The sequence below is a fragment of the Streptomyces cinnamoneus genome (genome assembly GCF_014650495.1).
Lineage (GTDB): Bacteria > Actinomycetota > Actinomycetes > Streptomycetales > Streptomycetaceae > Streptomyces > Streptomyces cinnamoneus.
Genome location: NZ_BMVB01000004.1, coordinates 244,586 through 263,493 on the forward strand (window position 1 = coordinate 244,586; position 18,908 = coordinate 263,493).

Below are 18,908 nucleotides of genomic sequence, written 5' to 3' on the forward strand. Positions count from 1 at the left end.
CTGTTTGAGCGGCCGGTTGGTCGGTCGTTTGGCCGCCCGTTTGGTCCGGCAAATGCGGACTTATTTATTCCGAACTTACCTGTCAGTATTCACGCCACGCCTGAGCATGGCGTTTGCAACTGACAGGAAAGGTCGGCGTGGTGAGAACAGGTGCCTCTTTCGCGCGAGCGAAGAGACAACGGCCTCTGGGTGCAGGATTACTGTCCCTCGGAGTGCTCCCCGGAGCGCTCGTCGCAGGTCTTCTCGGGACGAGCCCCGCCACTGCGGCGGAGGGGTCGCCGGCGAACGACCGCGCCCGCGTGGTCGAATTGTGGAAATCGGGTGGCCCGGGCGTCACCGCGGCGGCCGAAGCCGCCCTCACGGGCAGCGACGACGACGTGCGCCGCTTCCTGAGCGCCGAGAAGGACGTCGCCGAGACGCACGACGACCGCGTGCAGACGGTCCAGTTGCTCAGCATCGGCGGCCGGATGGTGCGCGAAGCCGCGCAGAAGGCGCTCGCCGGGTCCCGGGAGGACCTGGACAAGTTCCTGGCGAACGGGTGGTGGGAGCCGCTCGAAAAGGACCAGCGCATACGCGTCACGCAGATCGCGGACGGTGCCGGCAGCAAGGTCCAGGAGGCGGCGAAGGCCGCGCTCGCCGGCACGGCCGGGGACGTGCGCGGCTTCCTCAGCGAGTACCAGTTCTCCGCCCGGGAGCAGGACGACCGCGTCCGGCTCGTACAGATCCTCACGGCCGGCGGCCCGGCGACCAAGGAAGCCGCCAAGGTCGCGCTGAACGGCGACTCGGAGGACGTGCGCGAGTTCCTCGACCGGGGCCAGTACGTGGCGCGCGCCCGGGACGAGGAGCGGGCCTCCGTCGCCGAGCTGGCGCAGCAGGCCGCCGAGGCGGGGAAGACGGCCAAGCGCGAGACCGAGGCGGCCAAGGACGCCTCGGAGCGGGCGGTGGCCGCGTCACAGCTGGCGAAGGAGGCCGCCAAGGCGGCGTCGGCCGAGACCGAGGCCGCGAAGAAGGACTCCCAGCGGGCGGCGAACGCCGCGGGCCGTGCCGCCAATGCGGCGAGCAGCGCGGCCGAGGCCGCGCAGGAGGCCATCAGCGCGGCACGGGCGGCCAACAGCTCGGCCCGCATCGCGGCGAGCGCCGCGTCCCAGGCCGCGTCCGCCGCGGCGGGTGCCGCCCAGGCGGCGTCGCGGGCCCGGGGTGCCGCCGCCGCCGCGGCAACGGACGCCGGGCAGGCGGCCGCGGCCCGGAAGGCGGCGGAGGACGCCCGTACGGCCGCGAAGGGCGCCCGGCTGGCGGCCCAGGCGGCCGTGCAGGCGGGTGCCGCGGCGGCGGGGGCCGGGGCGGCGGCGTCGGCGCCGGCCAGTGCCGGTGCCAACGCCGAGGCGGCGGCCGGGGCCGCGGACCAGGCCAACGGCCTGGCCGAGGCGGCCGGTGCGCAGTCGGCGCGGGCCCGTCAGGCCGCCGCGTCGGCCCACCGGCACGCGCGGGAGGCCACGCGTGCCGCGGGTGCCGCCGAGTCCCTGGCACGGGAGGCGGCGAGCGCGGCCTACCAGGCGCGGGACGCGGCCAATTCGGCTGCCGAGCACGCCGAGAAGGCGGCCGACGAGGCCGAACGGGCCGCGAAGTACGCCGGTGACGCGATGAAGGCGGCGAGCGAGTCCACCGCTCACGCCGAGGCGGCCAAGAAGGCGGCCGACGCCGCGTCCGCCGCGGTCGAGAAGGCTCGCGACGTGCACAAGCTGGCGAGCAAGGTCGAGGCCGAGGAGCTGAAGGCCCGTACCGCGGCCGCGATCGAGGAGGCCAGGGACCTCAAGGCCGACGACGAGGACCGCAAGGCCGTCTCCGCCCGTGCCGTGAAGGACGCGAAGGACCTCGACGACCAGGCCGCGCGCCTCGCCGCCGAGGCCGCGAAGCCGGGCGCGGACACCAAGGACGTCGCCGCCAAGGGCCGCAAGGTGGCCCTCGCGGCCATGAAGGTCCGTGGCCCGTGGAGCCGTTCGGCTGCCGAGGCCGCTCTCGCCGGGACGGACGACGAGGTCCGGGCGTACATGCAGGCGGGCTGGAACGAGGCCGCCCAGCTGGACGAGCGGGCCCGCGTGGAGACGCTGGCCGACCAGGCCGACTCGGAGCCGGTGCGCAAGGCCGCGGAGGAGGCCCTCAAGGGCGATGCCGCCAAGGTCGGCGAATTCCTGCGCACGGGTCAGCACCAGGCCGCGGCGAACGACTACCGCATCCGCGTGGTCCAGATCGCCAACGGCAGTGACCGTCAGATCCAGCAGGCGGCCCAGGCCGCGCTGAAGGACGGCTCGACCGACAAGCTCCGTGCGTTCCTCAACGAGGGGCAGTACGCCGCCCGGGAGTCCGACGAGCGCGTACGGGCCGTGCAGCTGTTCACCAGTGGCGGCGCCGAGACCAAGGCCGCGGCCCAGGTGGCCCTGGAGGGGCCGGCCGCACTGCTGCACGGCTTCATCCAGGCCGGGCAGTACAAGGCGGCCCGCAAGGACCAGCTGACGGCCACGCACGTCGCCGAGGTGCAGCGCATCATCTCCGAGGCCGCCGGTGTCGCGGCGACCGCGCAGCAGGACGCCGCCGAGGCCGCCCGTGTCGCGGCCGTCGCCCGCAAGGCGGCGAGCGAGGCGGACACCTACGCCAAGCAGGCGAAGGAGTCGGCCGACAAGGCCAAGGACTACGCGAACCAGGCCAGGACCTCGGCCCAGCAGGCCGAGGCGTCGGCGGCCGAGGCCGCCAAGTCGGCGAAGACCGCCCGCGAGGCCGCTGCGTCGGCCCGCCGGGACGCCCGGGACGCCGACGACTCCGCCCGCCGTGCCGGAGCCTCGGCCCAGTGGGCGCGGTCGTCCGCCGACGAGGCGTACTCCGCCTCCAGCGCGGCGCGTGCCTCGGCGGTTGCGGCGGGCAAGGACGCCACGGCCGCCGGCACGGCGGCGAAGGAAGCCTTCGCCGTCGCGGTCGCCAAGCAGCGCGCGGAGGACGAGCAGCGCCGCCGCGACGAGGAGGCCCGCAGGCAGCGGATCGAGCAGGCCAAGAAGGAGCAGGCCCGCCGGGAGGCCGAGGAGAAGAAGAAGGCCGGCAGGTGGGGCTGGCTCCGCGAGGGCGGCCACTTCCTGCTCGACGTCGCGGGTGCCGTGCCCGGCCTGGGCACGGTGACCAACGGCATCAACTGCGCCTGGTACGGGGCGGAAGGCGACTACGTCAACGCCGGCATGTCCTGCCTCGCCGCCATCCCCATCGCGGGTGAGGGGGCGACCGCCGCCAAGCTCGCCAAGTGGGGCGAGAAGGGCGTCAGTTACGTCAAGGGCAGCAAGCTCGGCAAGGCGTGCAAGAGGCCGGGGCTGAAGCGCGCCGTCGCGCGCCGGGCGTCGTTCGCGATGTTCGGCTGGGACGACGACGTCTGCAACGTCCCGCTGAACCTGATACACAACGAGAAGAGCTTCAGTAAGAGCTCGTTGGAGTACTGGGGCAAGAAGGACACGGACGAGATCGTGCACTCCTTGCGGCCGGGCGCCGATGAAGCGCTGCGGGTGCATCCGAACGGGGACGTGGCGAACGGGAACACGCGGCTCAAGGTGCTGCAGGACCGCGGCTACGATATCCATTCCCTGCCGCGTGAACGTCACGGCGGAAGGATCATGAGCGACGAGGATTTCTGGGACATACCTCAATGAGCGTTCAGGAAGAAGTCCGGTCGGTCCTCGCATCGCCTCTCCGTGAGACGTTCCTGCGGGCCCTCGGGAGCCGGCTCGGGTTCTCCGCCCGGCTGATCTTCACGGAGGGCAGCCAGGAGGGTCTGGAGCAGGCGCGGGCCTGCAACGAGATGATGATCGTCATCTGGGCCCAGTTCTCGGGTTCCGGGGAGGTGCCGGGGGAGGGGTACCCCGACGAGGTGTTCCTTCCGGTCCTCCGTGAGAAGGCCGATGCCGGCGGTGCCCGGCATCACCTCCGCTACGCGGTCGAGAGCGCACTGCACTCCCTCAGTTACCGGCAGGCCCCCGAGGCGTAGCCGGACAGTCGGACACCTCGATGCGCAGCCCCACCGGGATCCCTCCCGGTGGGGCTGCGTGCGTCACAGGGCCTCTGGCGGGGCGTCGGCCGGGGCCGTTACGGTCATAACGCGACCGGACCCGGCTGACCTCAATCGAAGAGGACACGACCCTGTCTAAAACGGGCAAATCGCACAAATTCTTTTCAAAGAAGCTCTAATAGGACGGTGACCTTTCTTCACCGCCGCACCGTCCTGCGCGTCGTCGCGGGCGGCGCCCTGGCCGGGGCCGCCGGGGCCGCCGCCGCGGGCTGCGACGGGGAGCGGCCGGCCAGGGGTGTCCGGCCGTCGCCGCCGCGGCGCACGCCCTCGCCGACGGGCTCGCCCCGTGGCGCGGGCGTGCCGCCGGGGCCGCCGCTGCTGCTGCCCCGGCTGCCCCCGGGGCTGCCGGCCCAGATCGACCACGGCCCGCGCCGGGGCCGGGCGGTGGCGCTCACCTTCCACGGCCGCGGCGACGCGAAGTCGGCCACCGCCGCACTGGCGGAAGCGGAACGGGCCGGGGCCCGGGTCACGGTGCTGGCCGTGGGCGACTGGCTCGACGCCGAGCCGCGGATGGCACGGCGCGTGCTCGACGGCGGGCACGAGCTGGGCAATCACACCATGCGGCACCTGAGCATCTGTTCGATGCCGGAGAAGGCCGCCTACGCCGAGATCACCGAGTGCGCCGACCGGCTGCGCAGGCTCACGGGCGGCATCGGCCGCTGGTTCCGGCCCTCCCGCGCGCAGCGGGCGACCGATCTGGTGGTGCGGCTGGCGCGCAAGGCGGGGTACCCGCACGTCCTGTCGTACGACGTGGACTCCCTCGACTTCACCGACCCGGGGGCCGAGGCGGTCCGGCGTGCCGTGCTGAGCGCGGTGCGGCCCGGGTCGGTGGTGAGTCTGCACTTCGGGCACGCCGGCACGGTGGCCGCGCTGCCCGCGATCCTCGACGGCCTGCACCGCCGCGGCCTGCGCGCGGTGACGACAACGGAGCTGCTGACCCGATGATCCAGTCCTCGCATCACCGCCCCCGTCCGCGTACGTGCTTCCGCTCGCGTGGCGTGCGTTCGGCCGCTGCGCTGCTCACGGCCGTGTGTGCCCTGCTGGCCGCTTCCGGCTGCGGCAGCGGGAAGGACGACGAGGCGGGCGGCCGGCAGCAGCCGCAACAGGGCTCGCACAGCCAGGGTGCGGCGGCACGGGGCGTTCCGCAGGGGCTGCCGGGGATGCCGCCGCTGCTGGACCCGAACGACCTGTACGCCGCCGACCGGCCCAACGCGCTGTCGCCGGTGGTGAAGGACTTCCCCTCGCGGGTGTACGTCCCCAACACGGAGTCGGACACGGTGAGCGTCATCGACCCGCAGACGTACAAGGTCATCGAGACGATCCCGGTGGGCAGCCAGCCGCAGCACGTCGTCCCGTCCTGGGACCTGAAGACGCTGTGGGTCAACAACGACCGCGGCCACACGCTCACCCCGATCGACCCGGCCACCGGCAAGGCGGGCAAGACGGTGGACGTGCACGACCCGTACAACCTCTACTTCACCCCGGACGGCAAGTACGCGGTGGTGATGGCGTCGATGGACCGGGAGCTGGTCTTCCGGGACGCGCACACGATGAAGCGGGTCAAGACCGAGCACGTGAACTGTCTGGGCGTCAATCACGCCGACTTCTCGCCGGACGGGCGGTACTTCATCGTCAGCTGCGAGTTCTCCGGGGAGTTGCTGAAGGTCGACACGGCGCAGATGAAGGTGGTCGGCCAGCAGAAGCTGCCGTTCGACGGGGCGATGCCGCAGGACGTGAAGATCGCCTCGGACGGCAGGACCTGGTACGTGGCCGACATGATCGCCGACGGGGTGTGGGTGCTCGACGGGGACAAGTTCGGTGAGCCGTGGCTGATGCCCACCGGAAAGGGCGCGCACGGTCTGTACGTGAGCCGCGATTCGAAGTCGATGTACATCTCCAACCGCGGCGAGGGCTCGATCTCGGTGCTGGACCTGCCCAGCCGCAAGCTGGTGAAGAAGTGGGAGCTGCCGGACGGCGGGAGCCCGGACATGGGCGGGGTGTCGGCGGACGGCAAGGTGCTGTGGCTGTCGGGGCGCTACAACAGCGAGGTGTACGCGATCGACACCGAGGACGGGCACCAGATCGCCCGGATCAAGGTGGGCGACGGGCCGCACGGCCTGGCGGTCTACCCGCAGCCGGGGCGGTACTCGCTGGGCCACACCGGCATCTTCCGGTGAGGCCCGGCGAGGGGACGCTCCCGCTCAGGCGTCGTAGACGTCCACCCGGGCGGGCTTGACGTCCTGGACCGCGGCGCTGAGGGCGTTGGCGCGGCTGCCGAAGCGGTCGGTGTCGACGCCGTGCTCGGCCAGGACGCGCAGCGTGGCCTCGTGCACGACGCGCAGGACGGGCGTGGCGGCGCGCAGGGCGTCGTCGGCCATGAAGCGGTGGCGCCAGGGCTTGTCGGCCCAGGCGTGCCGCAGACCGAAGGGCTCGGGCAGGACGAGCTTGCCGCCCCAGTACTCCAGGAGCGGCGGGTACCAGGTGAGGGGGGCGCGGGCGGCGAGCCGTACGACCTCCCTCGGCTCGACGACGGGGAGCGTGCGGGTGTAGGTCTCCCAGAACTTCAGGCCCTTCTTGAAGGTCTGGGTGCGGCTCTTGGGCTTGCCGTTGAAGACGGCGTGGGTGGGGCCGAGGGCGTGGCCGGTGACCTCGATGCGCAGCGTCTTGTGGAGGACGGTGACGTTGATGAGGAGGTTGATGACGAGCTGGCCGTCCCAGAGGACGAACTGCACGCCGAGGTAGTGGCGGTCGCCGCTGCCGAAGTGCTGCTTGTCGCAGATCTCCTGGAGCTTGGCGCCCCTTATCTGGTACGCGGCCGTGTCGGTGCCGCCGGGGCGGGAGACGGCTCCGGCGCCCTCGCCGATGGGGGAGACGACCCAGTGCTCGACGTGCGGCGCGGTGAGGCCGCCGGCGTTGATCGGGGTGCGCTCCAGCAGCTTGAGCTGGTCGTGGACGGCCCGGACGATGTCCCAGCTGCGGAAGGGGTTGATGTCCTGGCCGGGGGTGCGGGGGACGAGGTCCTCGGCGAGCTGCCAGCTGCCCCAGCGGGTGCCCATGCCGAGTATGCCCTTGGGGCCGGCGTAGAAGACGAGGTTGCTCTTCTGCTCGGCGGAGACCCGGGCCAGGCTCTGGCGCAGCTGCTCGGCGGCGCTCTCGCCGGGGGTCTGGGGGACGGTCTCGGGGATCTTGGCGCTGATGGCGTTGCCGTCGAGCAGGCCGGTCCAGCGGTCGCGCAGGTCCTTCGCGGTGCGCTCGCAGATGCTGCGGGCGAGGAAGCCGCCGATGAGCGGGGCGACGACCATGGCGCGGAGGTACAGGCCGAGGAAGCCGTTGAGCGGCGCCTTGACCATGAAGACCACCACGATGAGGCCGAGCAGCCCGAGCAGGGCGGAGCCGAGTGCTCCGACGCGCTTGTTCTGGGCGCCGGCGAGGCTGCGGCGGAGCTGGAAGGCGCCGAGCCACAGCAGGACGCCGGGCAGGAAGAGCAGCCCGAAGACCGCCGTGATCAGGGTGAGCCGGGCGTCGCGCTGCTTGCGGATGCGGGACGCGGCCAGGCAGTGCTCGACGATGACCTGCGGTTCGAGGCCGAAGGACTGGATGAGGGGCTTGCGGCCGCCGCCGAGCATCCGGGTCTGCACGGCGCGGGCGAAGGCTTCGCCGAGGTTGGGCTCGAAGAGGGAGATGCGGGGCTTCTTGACCTCGGACGTGGCCCAGTCGGAGTTGGCCTTGAGGAGTTCGTCGACCGGGCCGTCCCGGTAGGCCGCCGAGGCCAGGGCCAAGGTGGCCGCGGTCTGTCCGGCGCCGCCGGAGACCGGGATCTGTGCGCCCGGGCTGAAGTCGTTCCCGTCCCCTGCTGCCACTGCTGCCCCCAATGCCGTACGCGTCCGGTGCGCCGGCCTGCTCCCGACTACCGCCCATGGCGTGCGTCATGGGCCGCCTGCTCAGCGTAATGGGACGGGGGCCGTCTGTCGTGGGAGATCGGAAAGCCGCCCGCTCCAAGTGAGTTGAAGCGGGCGGCTTGTGAACTATGCGCCGTTCTCCGCCTGTTCGCGAATGCGCTCCGCCAGCTGCGGGGGCATCGGCTCGTGCCGGGCGTAGGAACGGCTGAACCGTCCCGTGCCGTGCGACAGGGAGCGCAGGTCCACCGCGTAGCGGCCGATCTCGATCTCCGGCACCTCGGCGCGGACGAGCGTGCGTCCGGATCCGGACTGCTCGGTGCCCACGACGCGGCCGCGCCGGCCGGACAGGTCGCTCATGACCGGGCCCACGTACTCGTCGGAGACGAGGACCTGGATCTCGGCGACCGGTTCGAGGAGGTGGATGCGGCTCTCGGCGGCGGCCTCGCGCAGGGCGAGGGCGCCGGCGGTCTGGAAGGCCGCGTCCGAGGAGTCCACCGAGTGCGCCTTGCCGTCGACGAGGGTCACCCGGACGTCGACCAGCGGATAGCCGGCGGCGACACCGCGGGCGGCCTGGGCGCGCACGCCCTTCTCCACCGAGGGGATGAACTGGCGGGGGACCGCGCCGCCCACGACCTTGTCGACGAACTCGATGCCGGAGCCGCCGGGCAGCGGTTCGACCTCGATCTCGCAGATGGCGTACTGGCCGTGGCCGCCGGACTGCTTGACGTGCCGGCCGCGGCCGGCCGCCCGGGTGCCGAAGGTCTCGCGCAGCGACACCTTGTGCGGCACCACGTCGACCTGGACGCCGTAGCGGGTGCGCAGCCGCTCCAGGGCCACCTCCCGGTGGGCCTCGCCCAGGCACCACAGGACCACCTGGTGGGTGTGCTGGTTGTGCTCCAGCCGCATGGTGGGGTCCTCGGCGACCAGCCGGGCCAGGCCCTGGGAGAGCTTGTCCTCGTCCGCCTTGCTGTGCGCCTGGATGGCGACGGGCAGCAGCGGGTCGGGCATGAGCCAGGGCTCCATCAGCAGCGGGTCCGACCGGCCGGAGAGGGTGTCGCCGGTCTCGGCGCGCACGAGCTTGGCGACGCAGGCGATGTCGCCGGCGACGGCCTGGTTCAGCTGCCGCTGGTGCTTGCCGAACGGCGAGGTGAGGGCGCCGACGCGTTCGTCGACGTCGTGGCTCTCGTGGCCGCGGTCCTCCAGGCCGTGGCCGGAGACGTGCACCGTCTCGTCCGGGCGCAGGGTGCCGGAGAAGACGCGGACCAGGGAGATCCGGCCGACGTAGGGGTCGGAGGCGGTCTTGATCACCTCGGCGGCCAGCGGGCCGGCCGGGTCGCAGGCCAGCTCCGGGCGCGGGGCGCCGTCGGGGGTGGTGACGGCGGGGGCCGTGCGTTCGGGCGGGGTCGGGAAACCACCGGTGATCAGTTCGAGCAGCTCGACGGTGCCCAGGCCCTGCCGGTCGCCGTCCGCGGCCGGCGCGGCGGCCAGGACGGGGTGGAAGCGGCCGCGGGCCACGGCCTGCTCCAGATCCTCGATCAGGGTCTTGACATCGATTTCCTCACCGCCGAGATAGCGGTCCATCAAGGTCTCGTCCTCGCTCTCGGCGATGATCCCCTCGATGAGCCGGTTGCGGGCCTCCTCGATCAGCGGCAGGTGGTCCGGGCCGGGGGCGGCCTCGGTCCGGGTGCCGGAGGAGTAGTCGAAGACGCGCTGGGTCAGCAGCCCGATGAGGCCGGCCACCGGGCGGTGGCCGTCGGGTCCCTCCGCCCCGTGCAGGGGGAGGTAGAGCGGGAGCACGCCGTCGGGGGAGTCGCCGCCGAAGGCGGTGCGGCAGGTCTCGGTCATCTGCTCGAAGTCCGCGCGGGCGGCTTCCAGGTGCGTCACCACGATCGCGCGGGGCATGCCGACCGCCGCGCACTCCTCCCACAGCATGCGGGTCGGCCCGGCGATGCCCTCGGCGCCCTCTGCCGCCGAGACGACGAAGAGGGCCGCGTCCGCTGCCCGCAGACCGGCCCTCAGCTCGCCGACGAAGTCGGCGTAGCCGGGTGTGTCCAGCAGATTGACCTTGATGCCGGCCCACTCGACGGGCACCAGGGACAGCTGGACCGAGCGTTGCTGACGGTGTTCGATCTCGTCGTAGTCGGACAGGGCCGCGCCGTCCTCGACCCGGCCCGCCCGGTTGATCGCGCCCGTGGCCAGGGCCAGGGCCTCGACCAGCGTCGTCTTGCCGGAGCCACTGTGGCCGACCAGCACCACGTTGCGGATGTTGCCCGGCCGGTCGGCCGCCACTGCTCTGCCCGCGGCCCCTGGGTGTGTACTCGTCTTCTCGCCCATGTGTCTCGCCTCCCGGTCGACACCTGCGGTTCTTCGAGCTTTCCACCGTGGTCACGCTGCGTCCATACGTCGCACACGCGCGCGCAACCGCCCGCCCCCCGAGTGAGCCCGCCGCCGTGCCGGCCGTCGCGTACGTGACCTGCGCCATGGGCCGGCGGAGCGACGTCTGCGCAGCGGGCCCCGGTGGCCTGGCTACGATGGGCCAGCCGGTGGCCCTTTCGCCATCCGGCCCGCCACGACCCTCCGGGAAGGCCATGCTGAACAAGTACGCGCGTGCGTTCTTCACGCGTGTTCTCACGCCGTTCGCCGCCCTGCTCATCCGCCTGGGCGTCAGCCCCGACGCGGTGACCCTCATCGGTACCGGTGGTGTGGTGGCGGGAGCGCTGGTCTTCTACCCCCAGGGAGAGTTCTTCTGGGGCACCATCACCATCACCCTCTTTGTCTTCTCCGACCTCGTCGACGGCAACATGGCCCGCCAGCTCGGCCGCTCCAGCCGCTGGGGCGCCTTCCTGGACTCGACGCTGGACCGGGTCGCGGATTCGGCCATCTTCGGCGGGCTCGCCCTGTGGTACGCGGGCAGCGGCTCCGACAACGTGCTGTGCGCCGTGGCGATCTTCTGCCTGGCCAGCGGCCAGGTCGTGTCGTACACCAAGGCGCGCGGCGAGAGCATCGGCCTGCCGGTGAACGTCAACGGCCTGGTCGAGCGGGCCGAGCGGCTGGTGATCTCCCTGGTGGCCTGCGGCCTCTCCGGACTGCACGCGTTCGGCGTGCCGCACATCGACGTCCTGCTGCCGATCGCCCTGTGGATCGTGGCCGTGGGCAGCTTCGTCACCCTGATCCAGCGGATGGTCACCGTGCGCCGGGAGTCCGCCGAGGCCGACGCGGCGCTGGCCGCCGGCGGGAGCGACGCCGCGTGAGGGAGCGGCTGACGGACGCGCTGTACGGGCTCGGCTGGGGCACCGTCAAGCGGCTCCCCGAGCCCGTGGCCACGCGGCTGGGCCGGGGCATCGCCGACGCTGCCTGGAAGCAGCGCGGCAAGGGCGTGCTGCGTCTGGAGGCCAACCTCGCCCGGGTCGTGCCCGACGCCTCCCCGGCCCGGCTGGCCCAGCTCTCCCGGGCGGGCATGCGCTCGTACATGCGCTACTGGATGGAGTCCTTCCGGCTGCCCGTCTGGAGCAGGGACCGCATCCGCACCGGCTTCGCCCCCGAGGGCCTGCACCACCTGCAGGAGGCCCTGGCGAGCGGGCGCGGCGTGGTGATCGCCCTGCCCCACATGGGCAACTACGACCTGGCCGGTGCCTGGGTCACCGCCCGGCTCGGGGTGCCCTTCACCACCGTCGCCGAGCGCCTCAAGCCGGAGACGCTCTACGACCGCTTCGTGGCCTACCGCGAGGGCCTGGGCATGGAGGTCCTGCCGCACGCCGGCGGCAGCGCCTTCGGCACGCTCGCCCGCCGGCTGCGCTCGGGCGGGCTGGTCTGCCTGGTGGCCGACCGCGACCTGTCGTCGTCGGGCATAGAGGTCTCCTTCTTCGGCGAGGCGGCCAAGATGCCCGCCGGGCCCGCCATGCTCGCCGTCCAGACCGGTGCCGTCCTGCTGCCGGTCACGCTCTGGTACGACCGCTCGCCGGTGATGCGCGGCCGGATATACGCCCCCATCGAGGTGCCGGAGGGCGGGAGCCGGGCGGAGAAGGCCGCGGCCATGACCCAGCAGGTGGCCGACGCCTTCGCCGCGGGCATCGCCGAACACCCGCAGGACTGGCACATGCTGCAGCGGCTGTGGCTCGCCGACCTCGAACCCCGGCCGAGCCGGCCCCGCCCATCCGAGAGCTCCGGAACGGAGAAGCCGTGAGGATCGGGATCGTCTGCCCCTATTCATGGGACGTCCCCGGAGGCGTCCAGTTCCACATCCGGGACCTGGCCGAGCACCTGATCCGGCTGGGTCACGAGGTGTCGGTGCTGGCCCCGGCCGACGACGAGACGCCGCTGCCACCGTTCGTCGTCTCCGCCGGCCGGGCTGTGCCCGTCCCCTACAACGGCTCGGTCGCGCGCCTGAATTTCGGCTTCCTCTCCGCCGCCCGCGTACGCCGCTGGCTGCACGAGGGCGACTTCGACGTCATCCACATCCACGAGCCCACCTCCCCGTCGCTGGGTCTGCTGTGCTGCTGGGCCGCCCAGGGCCCCATCGTGGCGACCTTCCACACCTCCAACCCGCGCTCCCGGGCGATGATCGCCGCCTATCCGATCCTCCAGCCCGCCCTGGAGAAGATCAGCGCCCGCATCGCGGTGAGCGAGTACGCCCGCCGCACCCTGGTCGAGCACCTGGGGGGCGATGCGGTCGTCATCCCCAACGGCGTCGACGTCGACTTCTTCGCCGCCGCCGAGCCCCGGCCCGAGTGGCAGGGCGGCACCATCGGCTTCATCGGCCGCATCGACGAGCCCCGCAAGGGCCTGCCCGTCCTCATGAACGCCCTGCCGAAGATCCTCGCCGAACGCCCCGGCACCCGGCTCCTCGTCGCCGGCCGCGGCGACGAGGAGGAAGCCGTCGCCGGACTGCCCCCCGCGATGCGCGGCAACGTCGAGTTCCTCGGCATGATCAGCGACGAGGACAAGGCCCGCCTGCTGCGCAGCGTCGACGTCTACGTCGCGCCCAACACCGGCGGCGAGTCCTTCGGCATCATCCTCGTCGAGGCCCTGTCGGCCGGCGCCCCCGTCCTCGCCAGCGACCTGGACGCCTTCACGCAGGTCCTCGACGGGGGTGCGGCCGGTGAGCTGTTCGCCAACGAGGACGCCGACGCCCTCGCCGCCGCGGCCGTCCGGCTCCTGGGCGACGCCGGGCGCCGCGCGGAGCTGAGCGAGCGCGGCAGCCGGCACGTGCGCCGCTTCGACTGGTCCGTGGTCGGCACCGACATCCTGGCCGTCTACGAGACGGTCACCGCCGGCGCGGCCTCGGTCGCCGCCGACGAGCGCATCAGCCTGCGCGCCCGCTTCGGCCTCGCCCGGGACTGACCCCCCGCGACTGACCCCGCCCCTGACCGGCCCCGGCCCTCGCCGGGTTGGCCGCCCCCCCCGCCGGGGTCGGCCGGGGCCGGGGTCAGCCCGCGGCGGTCCGGGCCCCGAACAGGGCTATGCCGTGCTGCGCCCGGAACCGGCGGCTGCGCCGCACCGTGATCACGGCGACCGCCGCCAGCAGCCCGTACGACAGGAACCTGCCCGCCACGGGCACCGCGTCGATGGGCAGCACCAGGGCCGCGACCGTGCTCAGGAAGGCGTCGAGCAGCTGGAAGCAGCCCCACAGCACCGTCAGCCCGCGCAGCGCCTCGCGGAACTCCGGCCGGTCGCGCCAGGCGCGCTCGGCCTCCGCCGCCGCGGCCGGCCCGCGCAGCCGGCTGCCGAAGTGGAACGTGAACGGCCGTGAGAAGAACAGCGTGGCCAATATCCACGCCCCCAGCAGCGCCGGCAGCCCCGCGTCCTTCAGCAGCAGCACCCGGGGGTTCCCGCTGATCAGCGACGTCACTGCCGAGACGACGAGCAGCGCGACCACGAACAGGTCGAAGAACTCGGCCCGCCGGCGCACCACGGCGGTGGCCAGCGCATGCGCCGCCGGTATGGCGCCGCTGAACAGCAGGGCCTGCCACTGGGCGACGCCCTGCGCCCGCAGCGCGTAGTAGAGCACCATCGGCAGGACGATGGTGACGGCCAGGGGGATCAGGAGCGCCCGCGCGGGGCGCGATCCGTGCCCGGCCGCGGGCGTGTGCGGCGCGGGTGTGTCCGTGTGCGGTGCCGAGGTGTCCATGAGGTGCCTCCTGCAATGCCCGGTCGGGCGGTCCGGCGTCCTGCATCGACACTAGGGACCCGGTGGGTGGAGACGGATCGGAGCCAGGGTCGAATGTGCGGCGGCCCCTCTCCACCTCCTCTCCACCCCTGGGTGGAGCCCGCGGCGCGGAACGGCTCCTCACCGAGCGGTAACGTGACCCGGCGTGACCACTTTGATCTGGATCGCGGCCGCCCTGGTCGTCATCGGCGTCTACCTGAGCTGGACCGCGGGCCGCCTGGACCGGCTGCACAGCCGCATCGACGCCGCACGCGCCGCCCTGGACGCCCAGCTGCTGCGGCGGGCCTCGGTCGCCCAGGAGCTCGCCACCGCCGGGGTCCTCGATCCGGCCGCCTCGATCGTGCTCTACCAGGCCGCGCACGCCGCCCGCCAGGTGGAGGAGGAGCACCGCGAGGTCGCCGAGAGCGAGCTGAGCCAGGCGCTGCGGGCGGTCTTCGCCGAGGCGCCGCAGGTCGAGGCGGTGCGGGAGGCGCCGGGCGGCGAGGAGTCGCTGGGGGAGCTGACCCAGGCCGTGCGCCGGGTGCCGATGGCGCGGCGGTTCCACAACGACGCGGTCCGGGCCGCCCGGGCGCTGCGCCGCCACCGCAAGGTGCGCTGGTTCCGCCTCGCCGGTCACGCCCCGTTCCCGATGGCCTTCGAGATGGACGACGAGCCCCCCGCGGTCCTCGCCGACCGGACCGGCCGCTGACCCCACCGGCCGCTGACCCCACCGGCCAGTGGCCCCACCGGCCACCGGCCCCACCGGCCAGCGGGCCCGCCGACCACTGGCCCACCGGCCAGCGGCCCACCGGATGCTGGCCCCGTAGGCCACCGCCCCCGCCGACCACTGACCCGACACCGGAACACCGACCCCACCAGCCACTGACCCCACCGACCACCGGGCCCCACCGGCCGGTGGACCGCCCGGACAAGCCACTCACCTCGAATTGGCCCTTTTTCCGGCTCCGCGGCACTGGGTTTGATGACGCTTGCAGCATCACCGCCCTTGATTAGTGAGGTCACATCGTGTCCACCCCCACCCCGCAGCACCCCGAGACCGGCACGGCGCGCGTCAAGCGCGGCATGGCCGAGCAGCTCAAGGGCGGCGTGATCATGGACGTCGTCAACGCCGAGCAGGCGAAGATCGCCGAGGACGCGGGCGCCGTGGCCGTCATGGCCCTGGAGCGGGTCCCGGCCGACATCCGCAAGGACGGCGGTGTGGCCCGGATGTCCGACCCGAACATGATCGAAGAGATCATCGGCGCGGTCTCCATCCCCGTCATGGCCAAGTCCCGCATCGGCCACTTCGTCGAGGCCCAGGTCCTGCAGTCCCTCGGCGTCGACTACATCGACGAGTCCGAGGTCCTCACCCCGGCCGACGAGATCAACCACTCCGACAAGTGGGCCTTCACCACCCCCTTCGTCTGCGGTGCCACCAACCTGGGCGAGGCCCTGCGCCGCATCGCCGAGGGCGCGGCCATGATCCGCTCCAAGGGCGAGGCCGGCACCGGCAACGTCGTCGAGGCCGTCCGCCACCTGCGCCAGATCAAGAACGAGATCGCCAAGCTGCGCGGCTTCGACAACAACGAGCTGTACGCCGCCGCCAAGGAGCTGCGCGCCCCCTACGAGCTCGTCAAGGAGGTGGCCGAGCTCGGCAAGCTGCCGGTCGTCCTCTTCTCCGCCGGTGGTGTCGCCACCCCCGCCGACGCCGCGCTGATGCGCCAGCTCGGCGCCGAGGGCGTCTTCGTCGGCTCCGGCATCTTCAAGTCGGGCGACCCGGCCAAGCGCGCCGCCGCCATCGTGAAGGCCACCACCTTCTACGACGACCCGAAGATCATCGCGGACGCCTCCCGCAACCTCGGCGAGGCCATGGTCGGCATCAACTGCGACACCCTGCCCGAGGCCGAGCGCTACGCCAACCGCGGCTGGTAAGCGGCAGGCACGTTCGTCCCGGGTGGGCGGTCCGCGCTGTGCGGGCCGCCCACCCGTCGTCACAGATCTGAGAGGCAGTCCCCGTGTCCACCCCCACCATCGGTGTCCTCGCCCTGCAGGGCGACGTCCGCGAGCACCTCGTGGCCCTCGCCGCGGCCGACGCCCTGGCCCGCCCGGTCCGCCGCCCCGAGGAGCTCGCCGAGGTCGACGGCCTGGTCATCCCCGGCGGCGAGTCCACGACCATGTCCAAGCTCGCGGTCGTCTTCGGGATGCTGGAGCCGCTGCGCGAGCGCGTGCGCGCCGGGATGCCGGTCTACGGCACCTGCGCCGGCATGATCATGCTCGCCGACAAGATCCTCGACGGACGTGAGGACCAGGAGACCCTGGGCGGCATCGACATGATCGTCCGCCGCAACGCCTTCGGCCGGCAGAACGAGTCCTTCGAGGCGTCGGTGGAGGTGGCCGGCATCGAGGGCGGCCCCGTCGAGGGCGTCTTCATCCGCGCCCCCTGGGTCGAGTCCGTCGGCGGGGCCGCCGATGTGATCGCCACCTACGACGGCCACGCCGTGGCCGTCCGGCAGGGGAACGTCCTGGCGACGTCCTTCCACCCCGAGCTCACGGGCGACCACCGAGTGCACGCCCTCTTCGTGGAGATGGTGCGCGCAGCGCAGTAACGAGATCCCGGTAGGATCTCAGTCGTTCGTTCAGAATTTGGTTACGCGAAGGAGACAGGCGGATGTCCGGCCACTCTAAATGGGCTACGACGAAGCACAAGAAGGCCGTGATCGACGCCAAGCGCGGCAAGCTCTTCGCAAAGCTGATCAAGAACATCGAGGTCGCGGCCCGCATGGGCGGCGTCGACATCGAGGGCAACCCGACCCTCTACGACGCCATCCAGAAGGCGAAGAAGCAGTCGGTCCCCAACAAGAACATCGACTCCGCGGTCAAGCGCGGCGGTGGCCTTGAGGCCGGCGGCGCCGACTATGAGACGATCATGTACGAGGGCTACGGCCCGAACGGCGTCGCGGTGCTCATCGAGTGCCTCACCGACAACCGCAACCGCGCCGCCTCCGACGTGCGCGTCGCCATGACCCGCAACGGCGGCTCCATGGCCGACCCGGGCTCGGTGTCCTACCTGTTCAACCGCAAGGGCGTCATCATCGTCCCCAAGGGCGAGCTCACCGAGGACGACGTGCTCGGCGCGGTCCTGGACGCCGGTGCCGAGGAGGTCAACGACCTCGGTGAGTCCTTCGAGGTCCTCAGCGAGGCCACCGACCTGGTCGCGGTCCGCACCGCCCTGCAGCAGGCCGGCATCGACTACGACTCGGCCGAGGCCAACTTCGTCCCCACCATGCAGGTGGAGCTGGAGGAGGAGGGCGCGCGCAAGATCTTCAAGCTGATCGACGCGCTGGAGGACAGCGACGACGTGCAGAACGTCTTCGCCAACTTCGACGTCTCCGACGACGTCATGGCCAAGGTCGACGCGTAAGACGTCCGGCAACGGCCGATCACGCCGACGGGCCGGCGGGGGAACGCACCCCGCCGGCCCGTCGGCGTGATCGGCCGTTGTCAGTGGCAGCCGATAGCCTGCCGGGCAGGTGATCGAAGGGAGGGGCGCGATGCGGGTGCTGGGCGTGGACCCGGGGCTGACACGGTGCGGCGTCGGAGTGGTGGAGGGCGTCGCGGGCCGTCCGCTGCGCATGGTCGGCGTCGGCGTCGTGCGCACGCCCGCCGAGTCGGAGGCCGCCGAGCGGCTCGTCCTCATAGAGCGCGGCATCGAGCAGTGGCTCGACGAGCACCGCCCCGAATACGTCGCCGTGGAGCGGGTGTTCAGCCAGCACAACGTCCGTACGGTCATGGGCACCGCCCAGGCCAGCGCCGTCGCCATGCTGTGCGCCGCCCGCCGCGGACTGCCCGTCGCGCTGCACACCCCCAGCGAGGTCAAGGCCGCCGTCACCGGCTCCGGCCGGGCCGACAAGGCCCAGGTCGGTGCCATGGTCACCCGGCTGCTGAGGCTGGACGCCCCGCCCAAGCCGGCCGACGCCGCCGACGCCCTCGCCCTGGCCATCTGTCACATCTGGCGGGCCCCCGCGGCCAACCGCCTGCAGCAGCTCGCCGATGCCCAGCGCCGCACCACCGCTTCCGTACGACTCCCGAAGGGCACCCGATGATCGCCTTCGTCTCCGGCCCGGTCGCGGCCCTCGCCCCCGACACCGCCGTCGTCGAGGTCGGCGGCATCGGCATGGCCGTCCAGTGCACGCCGAACACCCTCTCCGGACTCCGCGTCGGCCAGCAGGCCCGGCTCGCCACGTCCCTCGTCGTCCGCGAGGACTCGCTGACCCTCTACGGCTTCGCCGACGACGACGAGCGCCAGACCTTCGAGCTGCTGCAGACCGCGAGCGGGGTCGGCCCCCGCCTCGCGCAGGCGATGCTCGCCGTGCACACCCCCGACGCACTGCGCCGCGCCTTCGCCTCCGGCGACGAGAAGGCGCTCACGGCCGTGCCCGGCATCGGCAAGAAGGGCGCGCAGAAGCTGCTGCTGGAGCTGAAGGACCGGCTGGGCGAGCCGGTCGGCTCCTCGACCGCAGCCGTGTCCGCTCCTGCGGCAGGCTGGCGTGATCAGCTGCATGCCGCGCTCGTCGGGCTCGGGTACGCCGCGCGCGAGGCCGACGAGGCCGTGACGGCGGTCGCTCCGCAGGCGGAGGCCGTTGCCGCCGAGGGCGGTACGCCGCAGGTGGGGCAGTTGCTGCGGGCGGCGCTGCAGACGCTGAACCGGGCGCGATGAGCCGGTTTAGGTGCGGACCGCCGAGTGGTCCGTGCCCACCAGGCCACC

16 protein-coding genes are annotated in these 18,908 nt (G+C 72.6%); 13 read left to right on the forward strand and 3 right to left on the reverse strand.

Features of this window, described 5'->3' with window-relative positions; all coding sequences use genetic code 11:
• Nucleotides 1–299: 299 nt before the first annotated feature.
• From IE182_RS08160 to IE182_RS08175, 4 genes are all read left to right on the forward strand, one after another.
• Nucleotides 300–3,683 (forward strand): ALF repeat-containing protein, encoded by a 3,384-nt coding sequence (locus tag IE182_RS08160; RefSeq protein ID WP_190108984.1) that lies wholly within the window; start codon nt 300–302, stop codon nt 3,681–3,683.
• Nucleotides 3,680–4,018, forward strand: coding sequence for a hypothetical protein (locus tag IE182_RS08165; protein ID WP_190108985.1), 339 nt, complete (start codon nt 3,680–3,682; stop codon nt 4,016–4,018). The genes IE182_RS08160 and IE182_RS08165 overlap by 4 nt, the downstream gene beginning before the upstream one ends.
• 207 nt (nt 4,019–4,225) lie before the next feature.
• Nucleotides 4,226–5,044, forward strand: coding sequence for a polysaccharide deacetylase family protein (locus IE182_RS08170; RefSeq protein ID WP_190108986.1), 819 nt, complete (start codon nt 4,226–4,228; stop codon nt 5,042–5,044).
• The gene (locus IE182_RS08175; RefSeq protein WP_444544989.1) at nt 5,041–6,276 is read left to right on the forward strand and encodes a YncE family protein; all 1,236 of its coding nucleotides are present in this window, start codon (nt 5,041–5,043) and stop codon (nt 6,274–6,276) included. Before IE182_RS08170 ends, IE182_RS08175 begins: the two co-directional genes overlap by 4 nt.
• Before the next feature lie 24 nt (nt 6,277–6,300).
• Here IE182_RS08175 and IE182_RS08180 read toward each other — a convergent pair whose 3' ends face one another.
• Both IE182_RS08180 and IE182_RS08185 read right to left on the reverse strand, forming a co-directional pair.
• A complete protein-coding gene (locus tag IE182_RS08180; protein ID WP_229844662.1) occupies nt 6,301–7,959 on the reverse strand; it encodes an AbeC-like domain-containing protein in 1,659 nt (552 codons plus the stop codon).
• A 165-nt stretch (nt 7,960–8,124) separates the two neighbouring features.
• Nucleotides 8,125–10,332 carry an elongation factor G-like protein EF-G2 gene (locus IE182_RS08185; protein ID WP_190108989.1) on the reverse strand — a complete coding sequence of 736 codons (2,208 nt, stop codon included), beginning with the start codon at nt 10,330–10,332 and terminating at the stop codon, nt 8,125–8,127.
• A gap of 254 nt (nt 10,333–10,586) precedes the next feature.
• On the opposite strand from IE182_RS08185, the gene pgsA reads away from it, so the two are divergent.
• The 3 genes from pgsA to IE182_RS08200 are packed head-to-tail and all read left to right on the forward strand — an operon-like array spanning nt 10,587 to nt 13,338.
• Nucleotides 10,587–11,249 carry a phosphatidylinositol phosphate synthase gene (gene pgsA / locus IE182_RS08190; protein WP_190108990.1) on the forward strand — a complete coding sequence of 221 codons (663 nt, stop codon included), beginning with the start codon at nt 10,587–10,589 and terminating at the stop codon, nt 11,247–11,249.
• The gene (locus IE182_RS08195; protein ID WP_190108991.1) at nt 11,246–12,181 is read left to right on the forward strand and encodes a phosphatidylinositol mannoside acyltransferase; all 936 of its coding nucleotides are present in this window, start codon (nt 11,246–11,248) and stop codon (nt 12,179–12,181) included. The genes pgsA and IE182_RS08195 overlap by 4 nt, the downstream gene beginning before the upstream one ends.
• Nucleotides 12,178–13,338, forward strand: a complete 1,161-nt coding sequence (locus IE182_RS08200; RefSeq protein WP_190108992.1) for a glycosyltransferase family 4 protein — start codon at nt 12,178–12,180, stop codon at nt 13,336–13,338. Before IE182_RS08195 ends, IE182_RS08200 begins: the two co-directional genes overlap by 4 nt.
• Nucleotides 13,339–13,423: 85 nt before the next feature.
• On the opposite strand, the gene IE182_RS08205 is transcribed toward IE182_RS08200, so the two are convergent.
• Nucleotides 13,424–14,125, reverse strand: coding sequence for a VC0807 family protein (locus IE182_RS08205; RefSeq protein ID WP_190108993.1), 702 nt, complete (start codon nt 14,123–14,125; stop codon nt 13,424–13,426).
• Between the two features lie 184 nt (nt 14,126–14,309).
• Here IE182_RS08205 and IE182_RS08210 point away from each other — a divergent pair, with 184 nt between their 5' ends.
• The 6 genes from IE182_RS08210 to ruvA all read left to right on the forward strand — a co-directional run bounded on the left by IE182_RS08210 (nt 14,310) and on the right by ruvA (nt 18,860).
• Nucleotides 14,310–14,852 carry a LemA family protein gene (locus IE182_RS08210; protein ID WP_190108994.1) on the forward strand — a complete coding sequence of 181 codons (543 nt, stop codon included), beginning with the start codon at nt 14,310–14,312 and terminating at the stop codon, nt 14,850–14,852.
• Between the two features lie 317 nt (nt 14,853–15,169).
• Nucleotides 15,170–16,075 (forward strand): pyridoxal 5'-phosphate synthase lyase subunit PdxS, encoded by a 906-nt coding sequence (gene pdxS / locus IE182_RS08215; protein WP_190108995.1) that lies wholly within the window; start codon nt 15,170–15,172, stop codon nt 16,073–16,075.
• Nucleotides 16,076–16,158: 83 nt separating this feature from the next.
• Nucleotides 16,159–16,749, forward strand: a complete 591-nt coding sequence (gene pdxT, locus IE182_RS08220; protein ID WP_190108996.1) for a pyridoxal 5'-phosphate synthase glutaminase subunit PdxT — start codon at nt 16,159–16,161, stop codon at nt 16,747–16,749.
• A gap of 62 nt (nt 16,750–16,811) precedes the next feature.
• A complete protein-coding gene (locus tag IE182_RS08225) occupies nt 16,812–17,564 on the forward strand; it encodes a YebC/PmpR family DNA-binding transcriptional regulator (RefSeq protein ID WP_190108997.1) in 753 nt (250 codons plus the stop codon).
• Nucleotides 17,565–17,694: 130 nt separating this feature from the next.
• Entirely contained in the window at nt 17,695–18,246 is a 552-nt protein-coding gene (gene ruvC / locus IE182_RS08230) for a crossover junction endodeoxyribonuclease RuvC (protein WP_190109164.1), read from the forward strand.
• Nucleotides 18,243–18,860 (forward strand): Holliday junction branch migration protein RuvA, encoded by a 618-nt coding sequence (gene ruvA / locus IE182_RS08235; RefSeq protein ID WP_190108998.1) that lies wholly within the window; start codon nt 18,243–18,245, stop codon nt 18,858–18,860. The genes ruvC and ruvA overlap by 4 nt, the downstream gene beginning before the upstream one ends.
• Nucleotides 18,861–18,908 lie beyond the last annotated feature (48 nt).

Bases quoted from the DNA above. Each gene is read 5' to 3' on its own strand.
- IE182_RS08165 (WP_190108985.1), top strand. From the start codon at position 3,680: ATGAGCGTTCAGGAAGAAGTCCGGTCGGTCCTCGCATCGCCTCTCCGT.
- IE182_RS08175 (WP_444544989.1), top strand. From the start codon at position 5,041: ATGATCCAGTCCTCGCATCACCGCCCCCGTCCGCGTACGTGCTTCCGC.
- IE182_RS08185 (WP_190108989.1), bottom strand. From the start codon at position 10,332: ATGGGCGAGAAGACGAGTACACACCCAGGGGCCGCGGGCAGAGCAGTG.
- pgsA (WP_190108990.1), top strand. From the start codon at position 10,587: ATGCTGAACAAGTACGCGCGTGCGTTCTTCACGCGTGTTCTCACGCCG.
- IE182_RS08205 (WP_190108993.1), bottom strand. From the start codon at position 14,125: ATGGACACCTCGGCACCGCACACGGACACACCCGCGCCGCACACGCCC.
- IE182_RS08225 (WP_190108997.1), top strand. From the start codon at position 16,812: ATGTCCGGCCACTCTAAATGGGCTACGACGAAGCACAAGAAGGCCGTG.
- ruvC (WP_190109164.1), top strand. From the start codon at position 17,695: ATGCGGGTGCTGGGCGTGGACCCGGGGCTGACACGGTGCGGCGTCGGA.
- ruvA (WP_190108998.1), top strand. From the start codon at position 18,243: ATGATCGCCTTCGTCTCCGGCCCGGTCGCGGCCCTCGCCCCCGACACC.